Source organism: Pseudoalteromonas translucida KMM 520 (assembly GCF_001465295.1).
In the GTDB taxonomy this organism is placed as follows: Bacteria; Pseudomonadota; Gammaproteobacteria; order Enterobacterales; family Alteromonadaceae; genus Pseudoalteromonas; species Pseudoalteromonas translucida.
Window position 1 is genome coordinate 246,243 of sequence record NZ_CP011034.1, and the last position, 16,442, is coordinate 262,684.

Here is a 16,442-nt window from a genome sequence, read left to right on the forward strand (position 1 = left end):
AATGGCAGCATTTGAATACCGTGCCTTAGATGGCCGAGGCAAAGAAAAAAAAGGCATTTTAGAAGCGGATACAGCAAAACAAATTCGCCAAATATTACGTGATCAAAAATTAACGCCGCTCGAAGTTGTACCCGCGGCGCAAAGTGATAAACAGGTTAAAGGCCAAAAAACGTCATTACTTGGCGGTTTGTTTAAACCTACTATATCAACCTCAGATTTGGCGCTTATAACTCGCCAGTTAGCAACGCTCATTCAATCGGCTCTGCCAGTTGAGGGGGCGGTAATGGCAGTGGCTGAGCAGTGTGAAAAACCACGTTTAAAACGCATGCTGATGTCGGTACGCTCAAAAGTAGTGGAAGGTTATACCCTTGCCGACGGTATGAGTGAGTTTCCGCATGTGTTTGACGATTTATACCGCGCTATGGTTGCCGCAGGCGAAAAGTCAGGGCATTTAGACCAAGTACTAAACCGGCTTGCCGATTACACCGAGCAGCGCCAATATATGCGCAGTCAAATAACGCAAGCTATGGTGTACCCCATTATTTTAGTGGTGTTTGCTATTGCAATTGTGTCGGTTTTATTAGGTACTGTGGTACCTAAAATACTTAAAACGTTTGAAAAAACCAAGCAAGTGCTCCCTTGGACCACTGAATGGGTAATGGCGGGAAGTCATTTTGTACAAAACTATTGGTTTATTAGTTTAATTGTAATAACGGCCCTAGCGATAGGGATTAAGCATGCTTTAAAACAACCTAAAATCCGTTTTTGGTGGGATGATAAAATATTGCATATGCCCGGCATCGGTAAAGTAGCTAGAGGTATTAATACCGCCCGTTTTGCCCGAACTTTAAGTATTTTATCATCAAGCTCGGTACCGCTACTAGAAGGTATGCGTATTGCGGGTGGAGTGCTGCTCAACGAAAAAATTAAAAAAGCAGTTGCCGATGCAGCCGATAGAGTAAGCGAAGGGGCGAGTTTAAGAGCGGCATTACAGCAAACTAAATTGTTTCCGCCAATGATGCTACATATGATAGCCAGTGGTGAGAAATCTGGCGAGCTGGAGCAAATGTTAGAGCGCGCTGCTAATAACCAAGACCGCGAATTTGAAAGTATGGTTAATGTATCGCTAAAACTATTAGAACCCGCAATGATCGCCTTAATGGCGGTTATTGTATTATTTATAGTAATGGCAATTTTACAGCCAATTATGGCAATGAATAAAGCTGTAGGGCTTTAACTTAAAAGTAAATTAATGGTTTAATAAACCATTGTTTAGTGTTTTTAGAATAATGAGGTAATTACGTGAATAAACAATCAGGTTTTTCTTTGCTAGAAGTAATGGTAGTACTGGTTATCATTGGCATGATCATGTCAATTGTGGCACCTAATATTATGGGTCAACAAGAAGAGGCCGCTATCGACAAAGCACACTTAGATATTCAGCAGCTTGAAGATGCAATGAGCCTTTATAAGCTTAAAAATAAAAGCTACCCAAGTACCGAGCAAGGCCTAGAAGCATTGGTTAATAAAACCAGCATAGAGCCAATACCAAAACGTTTTCCAGATGGTGGCTTTATTAGTAAATTACCAGAGGATCCGTGGGGCAATACTTATCAGTTAATTAGCCCAGGAGAAATTGGTAAATTTGATATTTTTTCTTTAGGTCCAGATGGCCAAGCAGGCACCGATGACGACATTGGTAACTGGGACGAAGAAAAACAGTAATGGCCATCAATCGCGCAGTGTATTTATATACTAATACCCAGAGCTTACTATGCAAGTAAGCCCTGGGAGATTGCGTGCAAAAAGCCGCGGCTTTAGTTTAATCGAAATTTTAGTGGTATTAGTGATCATCGCTTTTGCCACAAAAATGGTGGTATATAGCTTAGAAGGTGGCGCTGAGGATGAGTTAGATACTCAAGCGCTTAGGCTGCATACCACCATTAATATGGCATCAGAATTTGCTATTTTAAACCAAGTCGAACTGGGTTTTCATATAGACAACAACGTATTTGAGTTTTTAGTTTTTGATGGCGAAAAGTGGGTAAGTTTTGTCAGAGAAGCATTATTTGAGCCGGTTGAATTCGATCCACGTTTTAAACTAGCACTTAACCTAGACGACTTAGCTTGGGCACAAGATAACTTACTCGAGCAAGCAAATTGGCGTGAGCTAATGAGCGGCGACGAAGACAGCTTATTGGAGCTTAAAAAGTTTAAAATTCCGCAAGTGCTAATATTATCTTCGGGCGAAGTAAGTGCATTTCAATTAACACTCGAATTAAAAGAGCAAAGCGAGCCGGTTTACTTTATTGAAGGTGAGTTTACTGCGCCAGTGAATTTACGCCGAGAGCCCGAATAATGCGCCAGTATAATAAAGGTTTTACTTTACTTGAAGTGCTAGTGGCATTGAGTATTTGTGCCATGGCAGGTATTGCAGCAATGCAAGCAACCAGTGAGCACATACATCATCTATCTAGCATAGAAGAGCAAACTTACGCCTCATGGGTTGCCGAAAACATTATGGTAGAGCAGCGTACCAAAGGCGAACAATGGGAAGGGAAAGACGGCATGCGCGGTAGTGAAGTTATGGCGGGTGTTGAATGGTTTTGGCGCCAAGATATAGGCAAAACCGCAGATAAAGACTTTGTAAAATTAACCATTAATATATTTAGTGATGAAAAATACGAGCACTCAGTATATGAGCTGGCAACGTATTTAAATAAAGGCAAAAAATAAGTGAAGCAACGCGGATTTACCTTACTTGAAGTGATGGTAGCCTTGGGTATTTTAGGCTTTGTTATTATGGCCACGCACCAAATACTAGATACCACGACCCGCGCAAAAGAAGCTTCGGATGATAAAATAGCCGAGCTAAATGGTTTGCAAACCACCTTTAGGTTAATGGATCAAGATTTTAGTCAAATGACCAAACGTGCTGTACGCAATGAAGCAGGCGATGTGCAAGAGCAGTATTTGCTAGCCGGACGCTATGTTTTAGATAGCCAATATGATGGCATTGGCTTTGTACGCGACGGCTGGATAAACCCAATTAATTTATTACCACGTTCAGAATTACAAGCTGTGGGTTATCGCGTAATAAACGACAACTTGGAGCGAGTGTACCGTGTATATGTTGATCAGCTTGATAATATGGAGCCGCGTGTACAGGTTGTTTTAAAAAATATTGAAGAGCTAAAGTTTGAGTTTTTAGACGATAAAAACGTATGGCAAGCTAAGTGGCAAATTAAAGCGCTCCCCAAAGCGGTTGCTGTTACGCTGCAACAAATTGAGGCAGAACCAATTAGGCGAGTATTTTTAGTGCCAGGACAAGGTAAAGAGATTCTACCATCGAGCCCATCAACAGATGATGCACTGGCTGATGAAGCTAACCCGCAAGAAGGTGGGCAGTAATGGGGCTGCGTTCTTCTCGTGGAGCCGCACTTGTTATTGTGCTGTTTATTGTTGCCTTAGCGGCCATTTTAGCAGTCGAAATGAGTGCTAATTTAATGGTGCAAGTGCAAAAAAGTACTAACTTACAGGGCCATCAACAAGCTAAGTGGTATGCCTATGGTGCAGAAGAGCTCGCCATAAAAGCGCTGATTAAAAGCAAAAGAGACGATCCTGACAAAACCACGTTAGATCAAGTTTGGGCGCAGCAAGGCGATATACCTTACCCAGTTGATAACGGCACGCTAAGCGGAAAAATAACGGATTTACAAGCATGTTTAAACTTAAACGCTGTAGCCGTAGAACCAGATTTAAATAGTGCTAACAAAACCAATCCAGCGCACAAGGCCTTGTTCGCATTACTTGAAAATATTGAAGACTTACCAGCACAAGAGTCAGAGGAAACCATGGCTGACAGTGTGTTTGATTGGTTAGACGAAAACAGCATTACATACCGATCAGGAGCTGAGGAGGGGGAATACTTGTCGCGTCAATTTCCGTACATGACTGCTAATAGCTTATTTGCATCAACCTCAGAGCTGCGTTTGGTTAAAGGTTTTAATCCATTAGTAATGGAAAAAGTGCTGCCTTATGTTTGTGTAATACCCGGTAGCACTTTATTGTCTATTAATGTGAACACCTTAGCAGCAGAGCAAGCACTTATTTTAAGTACCCTAATAGATGAGCTAAGTGTATCGGGTGCTGAAGCTGTGATTGCTGCTCGCCCAGATGCAGGCTTTGAAAGTAAAGCTGCCTTTTTTGAGCAAGTTCAGCAGCAAGGCGGGCAAAACGTCAAAGCGGTAGAAAAATTGTTTAGTATTAATAGCGAATATTTTAAATTACAAACGCAGGCAAATTTTGTTGATCTGCGTTTTTCGATGACCACATTACTGCACGCCAAAGACGGCGACGTAACGATACTGGCGCGAAAATTTGGAGGCGTACAGTGACAGAAATACTGTTGATCCGCACGGGTCAAACCGAACAAGAGTTACTTAATTGGTTAATATACTCACCACAAGAACAACAAATAATAGCCAGTGGTGAGCTAGCTAATGCCAGTTATTTAAACGAACTGAGTGAGAAGTCACTAGGGCGCGAAGTCGTTGTGCTATTACCTTGTGACCAAGTGCAATTAAAAACGGTAATGCTACCGACTAAATGGAACCGTAAGTTAGAGCAAGCTTTGCCCTATATGCTCGAAGAAGATATAGCGTGCGATATAGATGAGCTATTTATTGCTGTAGGTGAATCTGTAATGATTGGCGAGCAGCATGCTGTTCGTGTTGCTATGACCGACCGAGAATGGTTTGAGACGTGGTTAGCGCTATTTGCAGAGCATAATTTATCGGTATATAAAATATTACCCGATGCTTTGTTATTACCCCCTGCAGATGAGGATACAGTAACGGCAATAGCGCTTAATAATCAGTGGTTATTTAAACAAGGCCCATGGCGTATAAGTGCAGTAGAGACGAGCTGGTTAAATGGTTATTTAACGGCAATGGGTAATCCAGATATAAAGCACTTTAGTCCAGCGACTCAGTTTCCTGAAACGGTAAACTTACAGGCTCAAACCAGTGATTACGACCTACCGCTGGCATTATTTGCTAAGCAGCTAGAACACACTAAGTTTAATCTTCGCCAAGGTATGTATCAGCTTAAAAAGAAAAGCACCTTATGGTGGGGGTACTGGAAAAGTGCTGCCATTATTACCAGCGTTGCCTTGGTAGCGAGTATTACGATTAAAGCTATAGAGTTGCATCAGCTAAATACCCAGTTAGAACTTGCTAAAGCACAGGTGATTGAGCGATACCAAAAGGCATTTCCGGGGACTAAAGTTCGCCCACACCTTATTAAAAACCAAATTAAAGGTGCACTGGCAAAAATACAAGATACCAGCGACGCTGGATTTTTAGAGTTAACCACTGAGTTAGTGGGGGTGTTTTCGCAGATAAGTAATTTTACTCCAGAAACACTGCGTTATGACAAAAAACGTAATGAATTACGCATGAGAGCACGCGCAAAAGACTTTCAAACCTTTGGTAAAGTTAAAGCCATACTTGAACAGCAAGGGTTAACGGTTGATCAAGGCTCGTTAAGTAACGATGGTGACTTTGTAGTTGGCGAAATTAAACTGCGAGGTGCAGTATGAAGCAGCAGTTAATTAAATATTGGCGCTCACTAAAAGAGCAAGAGCAGCAGTTAATAATAGTTGCGAGTGGTATTTTTATTGTGTTTATTTTAGTGATGGGCATTTTTAGACCCTTAAATAATGCAATAGCAAGTGCAGAGCAATCACAATTAAAACAGCAAGAACTACTAGTGTGGGTTGATGAAAGTATTGTAAAGCTCAAGGCCGCTGGTAATACACAAGTGGTTAATAGTCAAAACATTAGCCAAATAGTTAACGCCACCCGCGGACGCTATAAAATAAATATTAGTAAAATGCAGCCAAGTAATAACTCGCTACGTTTAACGCTCGACTCAGTAGAGTTTAATCAATTAATACTGTGGCTTGATGAACTGGTCAATCAACATGGTTTACGGGTCGAAAATTTAGATTTGAGCCGTGACGATAAGTCGGGCTATGTACGTGTTAGCCGTTTGCTATTAGAGAAGTAATGAATGAAAAAAATAATAACCTTATCCATTGTATTTTTACTTAGTTTTATTGTGTTTTGTATTATTAAGTTACCTGCAGCGGTGGCCATTGACCTAGCAAAACCTTATTTTCCTAAGCAACTTGAAGTAGGGCAAAGTGTTGGCACTATTTGGCAAGGGCAAATGATGCAAGTGCGCTACCAAGGTGAGCAATTAAATAATGTGCGTTGGGATGTTGCCGGGTGGGCATTATTTACCGGTAAGTTAAATGCCAATGTAAAATTTGGTGACCCACGTGAGCGCAGTGATATATCGGGTTATGCAGATGTGAGCTTTGGTTTATTTAATAAGCAAGTGAAAGTAACCAATGGATTAGTGCGCTCAACAGTTGAAAGAGCGATGCAACGCATACAACTTCCGTTACCTGTAACCGCTAAAGGTCGTGTGATCTTGGAATTGGCAGAGTATACATCGGGCGCACCTTATTGTGAGTCACTGCAAGGCGAGATAGCGAGCCCTAATATTGACGTACAAGGTTTGAACGGTTGGTTTAATATAGGCCCGCTTGGTGGTAACCTAAGCTGTAAATCGGGCGACATAGCCATACTTATCGACCCAGATAACACCTTAGGGCTTGAAGCTGATGCAATCCTAAAAGCTAATTTTGACTTTAAAGTATCAGGCTATGTAAAGCCCGATGCCACGTTGCCAAAAGATGTACATGATGCGGTTAAGTTTTTAGGTCGTCCAGATAATCAAGGCCGTTACCCGCTCAACTTTTAATGTTTAATATAAAGAGTTTTAATGCAATTACCCCAATTTACTGAGCAGCACGCTAAGCAGCTCAGCACATTTTTAGACACCCAGTCTCAAGCGATGACGCTAACGCAAAGCCAAGGTTATTTATTTGGCGTAATTTGCTCTCCTGAGCCTCTAGACGTACATGAGTGGATGGCAGCAATTTTGCCTAATACAGCTAATAATGTAGATGAAGAAATGCTATTTTTATTTATGGCGTTATACCATCAAATTAGTGAGCAAGTATTTGAAGTAGGCTATAAATTACCAGCACAATATAATTACGGATTTTGCAGTAATTGGAGCGCAGGTTTTGTAACGGCAACAACGTCATATACTCAAAAGTTATTAAGTTCAACCGCGTTAGAGGCAGAATATAAACAAGCCCTCGAAAGCGCTCAAGCCACATTAAGCTTTTTTGCACTTGATGGGCAAACCATTAGCCAAATAGCGTTACAAAACAGTATTGATGAGCAGTTACTTTGCCAGCAGCAATATGAGCTAATGGGCGACTTTGCGCTAGGCTTTGCAGAGCTCGTGGAAATAGTCGCGCTTAATAGTGGCTTGTACACAGATGAAGGCTGGGAAGAGTAGTTTAGGCGCAGTAATGAGTTGAGCTCAAAATATAGCCGTGAAATAAGTTTAAGCGCCTAGTTCTAATATAATATCAGTGCAGCCTTGCTTGCACTTAATCAGCCCTTTACCCGGCTCGCTGGTGGCTAAGTCGAGTGTTAAAACCCCATTACATTTTTCGCACTTTAGCGTTTTACCCTGCGTGAGTTTTTTAAGCATATTACGTTGCTGGTGAAATGAGTCGCTGGCTTTTTTATTTAATCCAGAAAAGTCCATTATTTACCTCGCATGTGTTCTAGTGAGCCGGATACTATTTTACATACAGTATTTAAGCGCTCATCATAAAAAAATAGGTTTAAGTCGCGCTCACGGCAGTAGCGTAAATGAAATAATCTTATTGAGTCATCGGTAGTAAATGTTTTTTCGGTGTACTCGCGCTCAGATTCAGACAGTGTTAATTGCGCACTAATTTTGTTTTTAGTCATGCTGGCAGTAGGGCTGCGATTCACTTTGCTCGCATCACTTAAAAAGTCAATACCATCGTTAAATAACCGCTCACGAGGCTCTTTCACCAAAGGGTGATCGACTGTGAAAAAGGCGAGGACTACTATTACCAAAATAATAAATTTTTTCATAGTTGGGTAAACTTTGATCCAAATAACATAAAATGATGCTGCAGTGTAATAAAATGTATTTTAAAAGCAAGTAACTAAAGTGAATAAATTATTAGCAATCTATGCCAGTAATTTTAGCCAATATTGTTATAATAGCTAACAGCAGTTAGATATTTCTGAAATATCTGAAAGTATTCAAGTCTAGTTATAAATATTATACGTAATAAGTACGTTATTACACTATAAGGTAAACCTTGAATATAGCTGAATTTTTATTTCCAAGCGGTGTTGAGGAACTTCGATGGACAAACAAATTAAAGTAAAAAATATACCAGTTGAAGTAAAGATTCAAAAGCCGGATCTTAGCGGGCAACAGGATCGGTTTAATCCACGTAATCGTATTTACGTGCGTGCTGTTAATGGCTTGCACCAACTTCTTAGGCAGCGAATTGGCTTTTTAGGTCTGTTGGCATTTATGCTGCTACCTTGGATAAATTTTAATGGTGAGCAGGCCGTTTTATTTGATTTAATAGGTCAAAAATACAATATTTTTGGTTTAACTCTGTGGCCGCAAGACTTTACCATACTCGCCTTTATTTTTATGTTGGCCGCGTTTGCTTTGTTTTTGGTCACTACATTTTATGGACGAGTGTGGTGTGGTTATACCTGCCCACAGACGGTGTGGACTTTTACCTTTATTTGGTTTGAAGAAAAGTTTGAAGGTACGGCAAACCAACGTAAAAAGCTCGACCAACGACCAATGGACTTTGATAAGTTTTGGCGCAAAACCGCTAAGCACACCAGTTGGATTTTGTTTTCTTTATATACAGCAATTACATTTGTTGGTTACTTTACCCCTATTCGTGAGCTACTCCCTGATTTTGTTACCTTTAATTCCGGTAGCTATGCCTTGATGAGTATTATCTTTTTTGCTGCTTGTACATACGGTAATGCTGGGTGGATGCGCGAAATTATGTGTTTACATATTTGCCCATACTCACGTTTTCAGTCAGCCATGTTTGATAAAGATACCTATACAGTATCGTATGATGAAAAACGCGGTGAAAGCCGTGGCCCACGCTCGCGCAAAGTGGCACACCAAGATTTAGAAATAGGCGACTGTATTGACTGTAATTTATGCGTGCAAGTATGCCCAACCGGTATAGACATACGTAATGGCTTACAAGCAGAGTGTATTAACTGTGGCGCTTGTATTGATGCATGTGATGGGGTGATGGATAAAATGAATTATCCACGCGGACTTATTTCTTATACCACTGAGCGAAACTTAGAAACGCCAGAGAATAAAACCAACCCATTGCGGGCAAAAATTATTGGCTATATAGTGATCATGGTTATTTTAACCAGTGCCTTGGTTGCCAATATTGCGCTGCGTAAAACGATGGAATTTGATATTATTCGCGATCGTAATCAGTTATATAGGGTTGATTTTGAAGGGTTGGTAGAAAACACCTACACCTTAAAAGTGATCAACAAAGCGCAGTATGAGCAAACCTTTACAATTAAAGTGCAAGGGCTCGATAACTTTAAGTACATAGGTAAACAAACGTTTAGGGTTAACGCAGGGCAATCGCACAATGTGCCTTTATCACTGGTTATGGATCCGTATGACTTAAAAGCGCCAATGACAGAATTTAACTTTGTGCTATCGCCGGTAGGCGAGCCCGACAATCAAATATCACAGTCGAGTAACTTTTTTAAAGCGCGGTAAAGTTTAACAAAAAGCGGGGTGTTCCCCGCTTTTATTTTATATAAGAAGTGTATGAGTAAATTTAGCTTTATTGATTTAACACCAGATCTAATTCTTGATGCCATAGAAAGCGTTGGTATTTATGTTGAGTCTGGTTTATTGGCATTAAATAGTTACGAAAATAGAGTGTATCAATTTGTAGCTGAAGGCGGAAAACGCTACGTTGTTAAGTTTTATCGTCCAGAGCGTTGGAGCGAGGAGCAAATACAAGAAGAACATGACTTTGCCTTTGAGCTAGCAGAGGCCGAAGTACCGGTTGTTGCGCCAATGGAATATAACGGGCAAAGCTTATTTGAACACCAAGGCTATTTATTTACTTTATTTCCAAGTGTTGGCGGGCGTTTATTTGAAGTCGACAACTTAGATCAACTTGATGTACTAGGGCGCTTAATTGGCAGAATGCACCAAGTTGCTAAAACAAAACCATTTACACAAAGGCCCACTCTAACCTGCGAAGAGTACTTACATACAGCAAAAGTTCACCTGCAAAAAAGTAACTTAGTACCTATGGGATTAGAAACCGCTTTTTATACCATTTTAGATTTGGTTATTAAGCAGGCGCAAGCACAGTATACCAATGTAAAAACGATACGTTTACATGGGGATTGCCATGCTGGCAATATATTATGGGCAGGTGATGCGTTAATGTTTGTTGATTTAGATGATAGTCGCCAGGGGCCACCCATTCAGGATTTATGGATGATGCTAAGTGGCGATCGACAAACGCAGCTGTTACAGTTAGATACCTTAGTAACCGCCTATGAAGAATTTTGTGATTTTGATCACTCGCAGCTTAAGTTGATCGAACCACTTCGGGCTATGCGTATTATCCATTACATGGGGTGGGTTGCAAAACGATGGAGCGATCCGGCTTTTGTGCGGAACTTTTCATGGTTTGCCGATGACAAATACTGGGAGCAACAAATTTTAGCACTTAAAGAACAGCTTGCCGCATTGCAAGAAGCACCGCTAAAATTATTGCCATAACATTTTATTCAAAAATATGTACAACGAGAGACTAATGCTTAAAAAATTAAAACTGAGCCTACTACTTCTTTGTCTACCTTTTGCAGCACTTGCAGCAAACTTTGAAGTAGGTAATCAATATACAGTTATCGATATCGAAAAAAGTACTACACCACAAGTTACCGAATACTTTTCGTTTTATTGCCCGCATTGTTTTAAGTTTGAACCGGTTGCACACGCAATTGAAGAAAACCTACCTAAAGGTGCGGTGTTTATAAAAAATCACGTTAACTTTTTAGGCGGCGTATCGCCACAAGCACAAAGTAACTTGAGCCTAGCTTATTTAGTTGCTAAAAAGCACGGACAAGCAGATACGATTACAGACAAGATTTTTAAAAGTATTCATGTTCAGCGCGCACCACTGACTGAAATTAAAGATCTAAAAAAATTATTAGATATAAATGGCATTAGTAGCGATACATTTGATCAAGATATTGCCAGTATGCCCATTATTGCAGCTGAACAAGCAATGCAAGATAAACAAAATAAATACTCAAAATTAGGTGCGCTAACAGGCGTTCCTACTTTTATTGTAAACGACAAATATAAAATCAATCTAAATACCATCAAGAGCCAAGAAGAGCTTGATGAGTTAGTTTCATTTTTACTCGCACTATAAAATATTGGAGCCATATAATAATGATAAAATTAGTTAAAGCCGGTTTGCTTGCTGTATTACTACCTTTTGCTGCAACAAGTTTTGCAGCAACCTTTGAGGAAGGTGTGCATTATGAGGTTGTGTCTGAGCGCGCAACTAAAAAACCAGAAGTGAAAGAGTTTTTCTCATTTTACTGTCCTGCGTGTAATAACATGGAGCCACTGGTAGCCGAGATTAAACCAATGCTTGATAAAGGCGTAAAGTTTAAAAAGAGCCACGTTGATTTTGTTGGTGTACGCGATACCGAGCATCAGCAAATGATTAGCCAAGCGTTAGCAACGGCTGAAGTGCTACCACAAAAAGATAAAATTATTGCGGCTATCTTTAGCCACATTCATACAAAGCGCGCAAATTTTAATGAGCTAGCCGACGTAAAAGATGTGTTTGTAGCCCAAGGCGTTGATGGCGATAAGTTCGATAAGTTATTTAAAAGCTTTTCGGTACGTACATTAAGCTCAAAAATGAAGCGCGACCAAGACTACTTTAAAGAGAAAGGTGCATTGCGTGGTGTACCTACTTTTATCGTAAATGGTAAGTATAAACTGCTTCTAGGTCGCGAATCGGGTATTAGCGAACCAGCAGATATCACTAAATTAATTAACTACTTGGCAAGCAAGTAAAGTTAATCCCATACAAAAAGCTCCTTAGGAGCTTTTTTTATGGGTAATTTTTAGCTGGTTATTTTAAGTATTCTTTTTTTGTAAAAATACACCCGACTCAATATGGTGCGTATAAGGGAATTGATCAAAAATCGCAAAGCGTTTAACTTCATGGGTGCGGGTTAAGTGATCAAGGTCGCGCTCTAGTGTCTCTGGGTTACACGAAATATAAATAATATTTTCGTAATTTGCTACTAAGTCACACGTTAGAGTATCCATACCGGCACGTGGCGGATCAACTAAAATGGTTTGACAATTGTAGCTGTTTAAATCTATACCTTCTAAGCGAGAAAAACTACGTTCGCCATTCATGGCTTGAGTAAACTCTTCGCTCGACATGCGAATAATATCTAAATTGGCAACCTTGTTTTGCGCTATATTGTACTGCGCTGAGTGTACCGACGACTTTGATATCTCGGTTGCCAGCACTTTGTTAAACGAACCCGCTAACGCAATAGAGAAGTTACCGTTACCACAATAAAGCTCAAGTAAATCATTTTTAAGTGGCTTACATAAGTCTTGCGCCCACTCTAGCATTTTAATATTTACTTTGGCATTTGGCTGGGTAAAGCTATTTTCTACCTGCTGATATATTAGTTCTTGGCCATTCACGTTTAAGCGTTCGGTAACGTAGTCATCACCAAGCATTTCTTTTTGTTTGCGGGCACGGCCAATAAAATCAATTTTATACTTACTGCTTAACTTTTCTTTAAGCGCGTTAATTTCACTCAGCCAATGCTCATCAAGTGGCTTGTGATATAACAGACTCACTAAAATCTCACCGCTTAGCGTAGATAAGTAATCAATCTGAAATAATTTACGACGCAAAATTTCACACGACTTTAAATTATCAATCATTACTTGCATCACTTCACCTACCAAAGGAGCGGCAGGGTCAAAGCTATCAACGCGAATTTTGTCTTTAGTTTGTTGATCAAACATTATATGAAACAGATCGTCACCATCGTGCCATACTCTAAACTCAGCGCGTTGGCGGTAGTTAATCGGCTCTGAGCTAAATACCTCAAGTTTATCCACACCAAAACGTTGAAATTGGGCAGCAATACGCTGTTCTTTTTCGCTTAACTGCGCATCGTACTGTGTGGTGTCTATTTTAATAACTGCCATTAACGCTATAACCTTATCTTTGAGAGCTGTTTATCGGCGCTATTGTAGGGAGCGAGATGTATTTGTCTAGTTTTGATGAAATATATATTGGTTTTTTTTTGAGCATCTAGCTACAGAAATAACTTACACTGCCGATAAGTAAGGCAAGCATAGATAGGAGTCGGATCATGAAAATCGGTAACTTTGGCTTTGTTCCAAACCACAATATTAATAAATACGGTAATAAAGGGGCTTTACAGCAACCTACAATACAGTCGCCTCAAGATAACTATCAGCAGCGCGGTAAAGAACTTGCTGCCAAAGTGCTCGGTGACAAAATGGCTCAAGCTCTTGGCTTACCGATAAGCGAGCCAAAAAAAGATAAACCGCTTTTTGATTTTGATGAAATCGTTAAAAACGTTTTAGACTTCGTTACCAGTGCAGTACGTAAAGCAAAAGCCAACGGTGCCGACGATGAAAAACTCAAAGGTATGTTAGGTGATGCTAGAAAAGGCGTGCAAATAGGGATTGATGACGCGGTTGATGAATTAAAAGGCAGTGGCGTGTTTAACGACGATATCGCACAGGGTATTAATAAATCTAAAGAAGGCATATTTCATGGCCTGGACAAATTTGAAGACGATTTATTTAATCCTAAACCCGCCAGTGTCTCTGTTAGCCAAGCTCAGTATGCAAGTTTAAGTAACAAAGCAGAATATAAATTTACTACCGCCGAAGGAGACGAAGTGAGTATTCGTTTTGCTGATGCTTATGAGTCACAATCAGCCAGCCGTTATCAGCAAAATGGGAATGGTGAATCTTTTGTAAGTGAGTCGTCGCAGTCTCGTGAGCTGTCATTTTCTATGTCGGTTAATGGCGATTTAAATGAGAATGAACAAAAGGCGATTAATGAGCTAATGGCTGACTTACAAAGTGTAAGTAGCACCTTTTTCAGTGGTGACTTAGACAAAGCATTTGAAGAGGCACAAGCACTAAGCTTAGGCAACGAACAGCTGGTGGCTTTTTCAATGGATTTACGACAAACCAAAACAGTCGCTGCAGTCAAAGGTTACGAAGAGTACAAGCCAGTTCCAGAAAAAGCAGTGGCAGATAAATTAGCGCCGTTTAACGACGACTTAAAAGCTGTGTTTAATAAAGCCACAGAGCTGGGCATACAAAATCAGTTATCCGGTATTATGCAGTGGTTAAATCAAGATCAAGCAGAAATAGATAAATTGGTAGATTACACCAAAGCTATGTTCGAAAACCTTAATCAATTAAATATAGCAACGGACGAGCTAACCAATCAACAATAGTTGCACCATTAAACTACTTTCTTTTATAAAAATCACATGGCAAACTGCCGTTCTTAACTTAGAGTAAGGACAGTAGTTTGTCAGCGCACATAATGGTTTTTGATTCAGGTATTGGTGGTACTACGGTACTTGAACATATTCAGCAAAGTATTCCAGATGCGCAATACAGCTATTTTATGGATAATGCGCTATTGCCGTACGGCGCTCAGTCACAGCAAACTATTATTAACCGCTTATGTGCACTCATTCATTTTATTAACCAGCAAACGCTTAATGTAGATTTAATTGTTATTGCATGTAACACCGCCTCTACTTCAGCTCTGGGGGCGGTACGCCAAATTACTACTATTCCTATAGTGGGTGTAGTACCCGCGATAAAACCTGCTGCGCAACTTACACAATCTAAACATATCGGCCTACTGGCAACTCCAGCAACTATATCAAGTCCCTACACGCACACGCTTATACAAGAACATGCCGACAATATAGCTGTTAGCTTATATAGTAGTGTTGAACTAGTTACTTTAGCAGAGCATCTGTTTTTTGAACAAAGCTTAGATACAACTAAACTGTACCAAGAACTCGATCGTTTAAACATAGATCAGTCTATAGATGTATTAGTATTAGGCTGTACGCATTTTCCTATCTTGGCAGAGCCGATTAGTCAGTACTTTAATAGGAAAGTGCAGCTACTTGATTCCGGTGCAGCGATTGCTAAGCGAGTTCATTACTTAATTAGCCAGCTTAATTTAACGAATAACAATATTGCAGATACAAAAAAGCCGCTGCAATATTATGCAACGGCTAGTGTGAGTAGTCGTAAGTTAGCTGTAAAGCTAGTTACACTGATTGATCCGGCTCAGAACGAAGAGCGTTAGAATCATCTTCTTGTTTTTGTTTTGCTTCACGTACCTTTAAGGTACGTTGTTGGAACTCGCTATCGTTTAACTGCGCTATTGCATTGTCGGCATCAGCTTGCGCCATTTCAACAAAACCAAAGCCACGACGCTTGCCTGTATTTTTGTCCTTTAATAAGCGAACGTTGAACACTTTGCCTTGCTCTTCAAATAAAGCACGTACCACACCTTCGTTTGCACGATAAGGAAGGTTACCAACGTAAAGCGTTTTGGTTTTTACTTCGGCTTCTACTACACCGTCAGACGACATCGCAGCAATAACAATACCACCAATGAGCAAACCAACAGCAAATAGTAGTGCAGGGTCTAACTCTAGGCTTTTAAGTGCGAACTTAACTATAACAAAACCAACAACAGCAAGAATAACTGAGAGGATAAAAGATTTTTGATCGGGTAATTTCATTTTGATCTACCAATAAACAGGAAATAAACATTAATTTAACATTGTGAACTTGCTATCTTAACGTCTTAATTCAACATAGCAATAAAATTTATAGTAAATAATATAAAACGGGGTGAAAAAGCATCGTTTTATACATGTTTTTATCATGTTTCACCTGCTATCGATTACATTTTGTTCGAACAGTGAAAAGATCTAAAAAAAGGCTTGATCTGTTTTCGGATCTCCCTATAATGCGACCCCACTGAGAAGGGAAACGCCGAAGCATAGCAAGGCACGAACTACTTAGAGAGTTAAATAAAACTTCGGTTTTAAATTGTCGAAAGAAAGTTTAAAACAAAGTGTTGACTCGAAAAATAAAGGATGTATTATACGCATCCCTTGAGACGCTAAAGCGACTCAAAACGTTCTTTAACAATATAAAGCAATCATCTGTGTGGGCACTCGTACAGATTGAGTTCTAACAGCCAAACTACTTACTCTTTATGGGTAATTAGCGAGGCAAAAAAATTAGAGTCTCAATTGAAAACTGAGTGACCAACAGAATAGTTA

General features: G+C 39.9%; 20 protein-coding genes. 16 read left to right on the top strand and 4 right to left on the bottom strand.

Annotation, left to right across the window (positions count from 1 at the left end):
* Position 1 precedes the first annotated feature (1 nt).
* From gspF to PTRA_RS01195, 10 genes are all read left to right on the top strand, one after another.
* Positions 2-1,237, top strand: coding sequence for a type II secretion system inner membrane protein GspF (gene gspF / locus PTRA_RS01150; protein WP_058372374.1), 1,236 nt, complete (start codon positions 2-4; stop codon positions 1,235-1,237).
* A 65-nt stretch (positions 1,238-1,302) separates the two neighbouring features.
* Positions 1,303-1,725, top strand: coding sequence for a type II secretion system major pseudopilin GspG (gene gspG / locus PTRA_RS01155; RefSeq protein ID WP_041454317.1), 423 nt, complete (start codon positions 1,303-1,305; stop codon positions 1,723-1,725).
* A gap of 49 nt (positions 1,726-1,774) precedes the next feature.
* On the top strand, positions 1,775-2,359 hold the full coding sequence (gspH, locus tag PTRA_RS01160; protein ID WP_058372375.1) for a type II secretion system minor pseudopilin GspH: 585 nt from the start codon (positions 1,775-1,777) through the stop codon (positions 2,357-2,359).
* A complete protein-coding gene (gspI, locus tag PTRA_RS01165) occupies positions 2,359-2,736 on the top strand; it encodes a type II secretion system minor pseudopilin GspI (RefSeq protein ID WP_058372376.1) in 378 nt (125 codons plus the stop codon). Before gspH ends, gspI begins: the two co-directional genes overlap by 1 nt.
* Positions 2,737-3,411 carry a type II secretion system minor pseudopilin GspJ gene (gene gspJ, locus PTRA_RS01170; protein WP_058372377.1) on the top strand — a complete coding sequence of 225 codons (675 nt, stop codon included), beginning with the start codon at positions 2,737-2,739 and terminating at the stop codon, positions 3,409-3,411.
* Complete coding sequence (gene gspK / locus PTRA_RS01175; RefSeq protein WP_058372378.1) at positions 3,411-4,397, top strand: type II secretion system minor pseudopilin GspK; 987 nt, start codon at positions 3,411-3,413, stop codon at positions 4,395-4,397. Before gspJ ends, gspK begins: the two co-directional genes overlap by 1 nt.
* A complete protein-coding gene (gene gspL, locus PTRA_RS01180) occupies positions 4,394-5,602 on the top strand; it encodes a type II secretion system protein GspL (RefSeq protein WP_058372379.1) in 1,209 nt (402 codons plus the stop codon). Before gspK ends, gspL begins: the two co-directional genes overlap by 4 nt.
* Positions 5,599-6,072 carry a type II secretion system protein GspM gene (gspM, locus tag PTRA_RS01185; RefSeq protein ID WP_058372380.1) on the top strand — a complete coding sequence of 158 codons (474 nt, stop codon included), beginning with the start codon at positions 5,599-5,601 and terminating at the stop codon, positions 6,070-6,072. The genes gspL and gspM overlap by 4 nt, the downstream gene beginning before the upstream one ends.
* A 3-nt stretch (positions 6,073-6,075) precedes the next feature.
* Positions 6,076-6,834 carry a type II secretion system protein N gene (locus PTRA_RS01190; RefSeq protein ID WP_058372381.1) on the top strand — a complete coding sequence of 253 codons (759 nt, stop codon included), beginning with the start codon at positions 6,076-6,078 and terminating at the stop codon, positions 6,832-6,834.
* Positions 6,835-6,855: 21 nt separating this feature from the next.
* On the top strand, positions 6,856-7,443 hold the full coding sequence (locus tag PTRA_RS01195; RefSeq protein WP_058372382.1) for a UPF0149 family protein: 588 nt from the start codon (positions 6,856-6,858) through the stop codon (positions 7,441-7,443).
* Between the two features lie 48 nt (positions 7,444-7,491).
* On the opposite strand, the gene PTRA_RS01200 is transcribed toward PTRA_RS01195, so the two are convergent.
* Together PTRA_RS01200 and PTRA_RS01205 are read right to left on the bottom strand one after the other, a co-directional pair.
* Positions 7,492-7,698 (bottom strand): hypothetical protein, encoded by a 207-nt coding sequence (locus tag PTRA_RS01200; RefSeq protein WP_011326961.1) that lies wholly within the window; start codon positions 7,696-7,698, stop codon positions 7,492-7,494.
* Positions 7,698-8,057 (bottom strand): hypothetical protein, encoded by a 360-nt coding sequence (locus tag PTRA_RS01205; RefSeq protein WP_058372383.1) that lies wholly within the window; start codon positions 8,055-8,057, stop codon positions 7,698-7,700. The genes PTRA_RS01200 and PTRA_RS01205 overlap by 1 nt, the downstream gene beginning before the upstream one ends.
* 280 nt (positions 8,058-8,337) lie before the next feature.
* On the opposite strand from PTRA_RS01205, the gene ccoG reads away from it, so the two are divergent.
* Genes ccoG through PTRA_RS01225 form a run of 4 tightly spaced genes read left to right on the top strand, consistent with a single transcriptional unit; the run spans position 8,338 to position 12,111 of the window.
* On the top strand, positions 8,338-9,768 hold the full coding sequence (gene ccoG, locus PTRA_RS01210; RefSeq protein WP_058372384.1) for a cytochrome c oxidase accessory protein CcoG: 1,431 nt from the start codon (positions 8,338-8,340) through the stop codon (positions 9,766-9,768).
* Between the two features lie 51 nt (positions 9,769-9,819).
* A complete protein-coding gene (locus tag PTRA_RS01215) occupies positions 9,820-10,794 on the top strand; it encodes a serine/threonine protein kinase (RefSeq protein ID WP_058372385.1) in 975 nt (324 codons plus the stop codon).
* A 34-nt stretch (positions 10,795-10,828) separates the two neighbouring features.
* On the top strand, positions 10,829-11,452 hold the full coding sequence (locus PTRA_RS01220; protein WP_058372386.1) for a thiol:disulfide interchange protein DsbA/DsbL: 624 nt from the start codon (positions 10,829-10,831) through the stop codon (positions 11,450-11,452).
* Positions 11,453-11,472: 20 nt separating this feature from the next.
* Positions 11,473-12,111 carry a thiol:disulfide interchange protein DsbA/DsbL gene (locus PTRA_RS01225; RefSeq protein ID WP_011326966.1) on the top strand — a complete coding sequence of 213 codons (639 nt, stop codon included), beginning with the start codon at positions 11,473-11,475 and terminating at the stop codon, positions 12,109-12,111.
* Between the two features lie 63 nt (positions 12,112-12,174).
* On the opposite strand, the gene trmA is transcribed toward PTRA_RS01225, so the two are convergent.
* A complete protein-coding gene (gene trmA, locus PTRA_RS01230; protein ID WP_058372387.1) occupies positions 12,175-13,278 on the bottom strand; it encodes a tRNA (uridine(54)-C5)-methyltransferase TrmA in 1,104 nt (367 codons plus the stop codon).
* Positions 13,279-13,445: 167 nt separating this feature from the next.
* Here trmA and PTRA_RS01235 point away from each other — a divergent pair, with 167 nt between their 5' ends.
* Both PTRA_RS01235 and murI read left to right on the top strand, forming a co-directional pair.
* On the top strand, positions 13,446-14,573 hold the full coding sequence (locus PTRA_RS01235; protein WP_058372388.1) for a DUF5610 domain-containing protein: 1,128 nt from the start codon (positions 13,446-13,448) through the stop codon (positions 14,571-14,573).
* A 77-nt stretch (positions 14,574-14,650) separates the two neighbouring features.
* Positions 14,651-15,451, top strand: coding sequence for a glutamate racemase (murI, locus tag PTRA_RS01240; protein WP_058372389.1), 801 nt, complete (start codon positions 14,651-14,653; stop codon positions 15,449-15,451).
* Here murI and PTRA_RS01245 read toward each other — a convergent pair.
* Entirely contained in the window at positions 15,414-15,893 is a 480-nt protein-coding gene (locus PTRA_RS01245; protein ID WP_058372390.1) for an RNA recognition motif domain-containing protein, read from the bottom strand. The two genes, murI and PTRA_RS01245, sit on opposite strands and share 38 nt — an antisense overlap.
* Positions 15,894-16,442 lie beyond the last annotated feature (549 nt).

What these genes read in the sequence shown, in the direction of transcription:
- gspH (WP_058372375.1), top strand. Translation starts at nt 1,775, where the DNA reads ATGCAAGTAAGCCCTGGGAGATTGCGTGCAAAAAGCCGCGGCTTTAGT.
- PTRA_RS01220 (WP_058372386.1), top strand. Translation starts at nt 10,829, where the DNA reads ATGCTTAAAAAATTAAAACTGAGCCTACTACTTCTTTGTCTACCTTTT.
- ccoG (WP_058372384.1), top strand. Translation starts at nt 8,338, where the DNA reads ATGGACAAACAAATTAAAGTAAAAAATATACCAGTTGAAGTAAAGATT.
- PTRA_RS01215 (WP_058372385.1), top strand. Translation starts at nt 9,820, where the DNA reads ATGAGTAAATTTAGCTTTATTGATTTAACACCAGATCTAATTCTTGAT.
- PTRA_RS01205 (WP_058372383.1), bottom strand. Translation starts at nt 8,057, where the DNA reads ATGAAAAAATTTATTATTTTGGTAATAGTAGTCCTCGCCTTTTTCACA.
- PTRA_RS01200 (WP_011326961.1), bottom strand. Translation starts at nt 7,698, where the DNA reads ATGGACTTTTCTGGATTAAATAAAAAAGCCAGCGACTCATTTCACCAG.
- trmA (WP_058372387.1), bottom strand. Translation starts at nt 13,278, where the DNA reads ATGGCAGTTATTAAAATAGACACCACACAGTACGATGCGCAGTTAAGC.
- PTRA_RS01245 (WP_058372390.1), bottom strand. Translation starts at nt 15,893, where the DNA reads ATGAAATTACCCGATCAAAAATCTTTTATCCTCTCAGTTATTCTTGCT.
- PTRA_RS01225 (WP_011326966.1), top strand. Translation starts at nt 11,473, where the DNA reads ATGATAAAATTAGTTAAAGCCGGTTTGCTTGCTGTATTACTACCTTTT.
- gspK (WP_058372378.1), top strand. Translation starts at nt 3,411, where the DNA reads ATGGGGCTGCGTTCTTCTCGTGGAGCCGCACTTGTTATTGTGCTGTTT.
- gspM (WP_058372380.1), top strand. Translation starts at nt 5,599, where the DNA reads ATGAAGCAGCAGTTAATTAAATATTGGCGCTCACTAAAAGAGCAAGAG.
- PTRA_RS01190 (WP_058372381.1), top strand. Translation starts at nt 6,076, where the DNA reads ATGAAAAAAATAATAACCTTATCCATTGTATTTTTACTTAGTTTTATT.
- gspI (WP_058372376.1), top strand. Translation starts at nt 2,359, where the DNA reads ATGCGCCAGTATAATAAAGGTTTTACTTTACTTGAAGTGCTAGTGGCA.
- gspF (WP_058372374.1), top strand. Translation starts at nt 2, where the DNA reads ATGGCAGCATTTGAATACCGTGCCTTAGATGGCCGAGGCAAAGAAAAA.
- PTRA_RS01235 (WP_058372388.1), top strand. Translation starts at nt 13,446, where the DNA reads ATGAAAATCGGTAACTTTGGCTTTGTTCCAAACCACAATATTAATAAA.
- PTRA_RS01195 (WP_058372382.1), top strand. Translation starts at nt 6,856, where the DNA reads ATGCAATTACCCCAATTTACTGAGCAGCACGCTAAGCAGCTCAGCACA.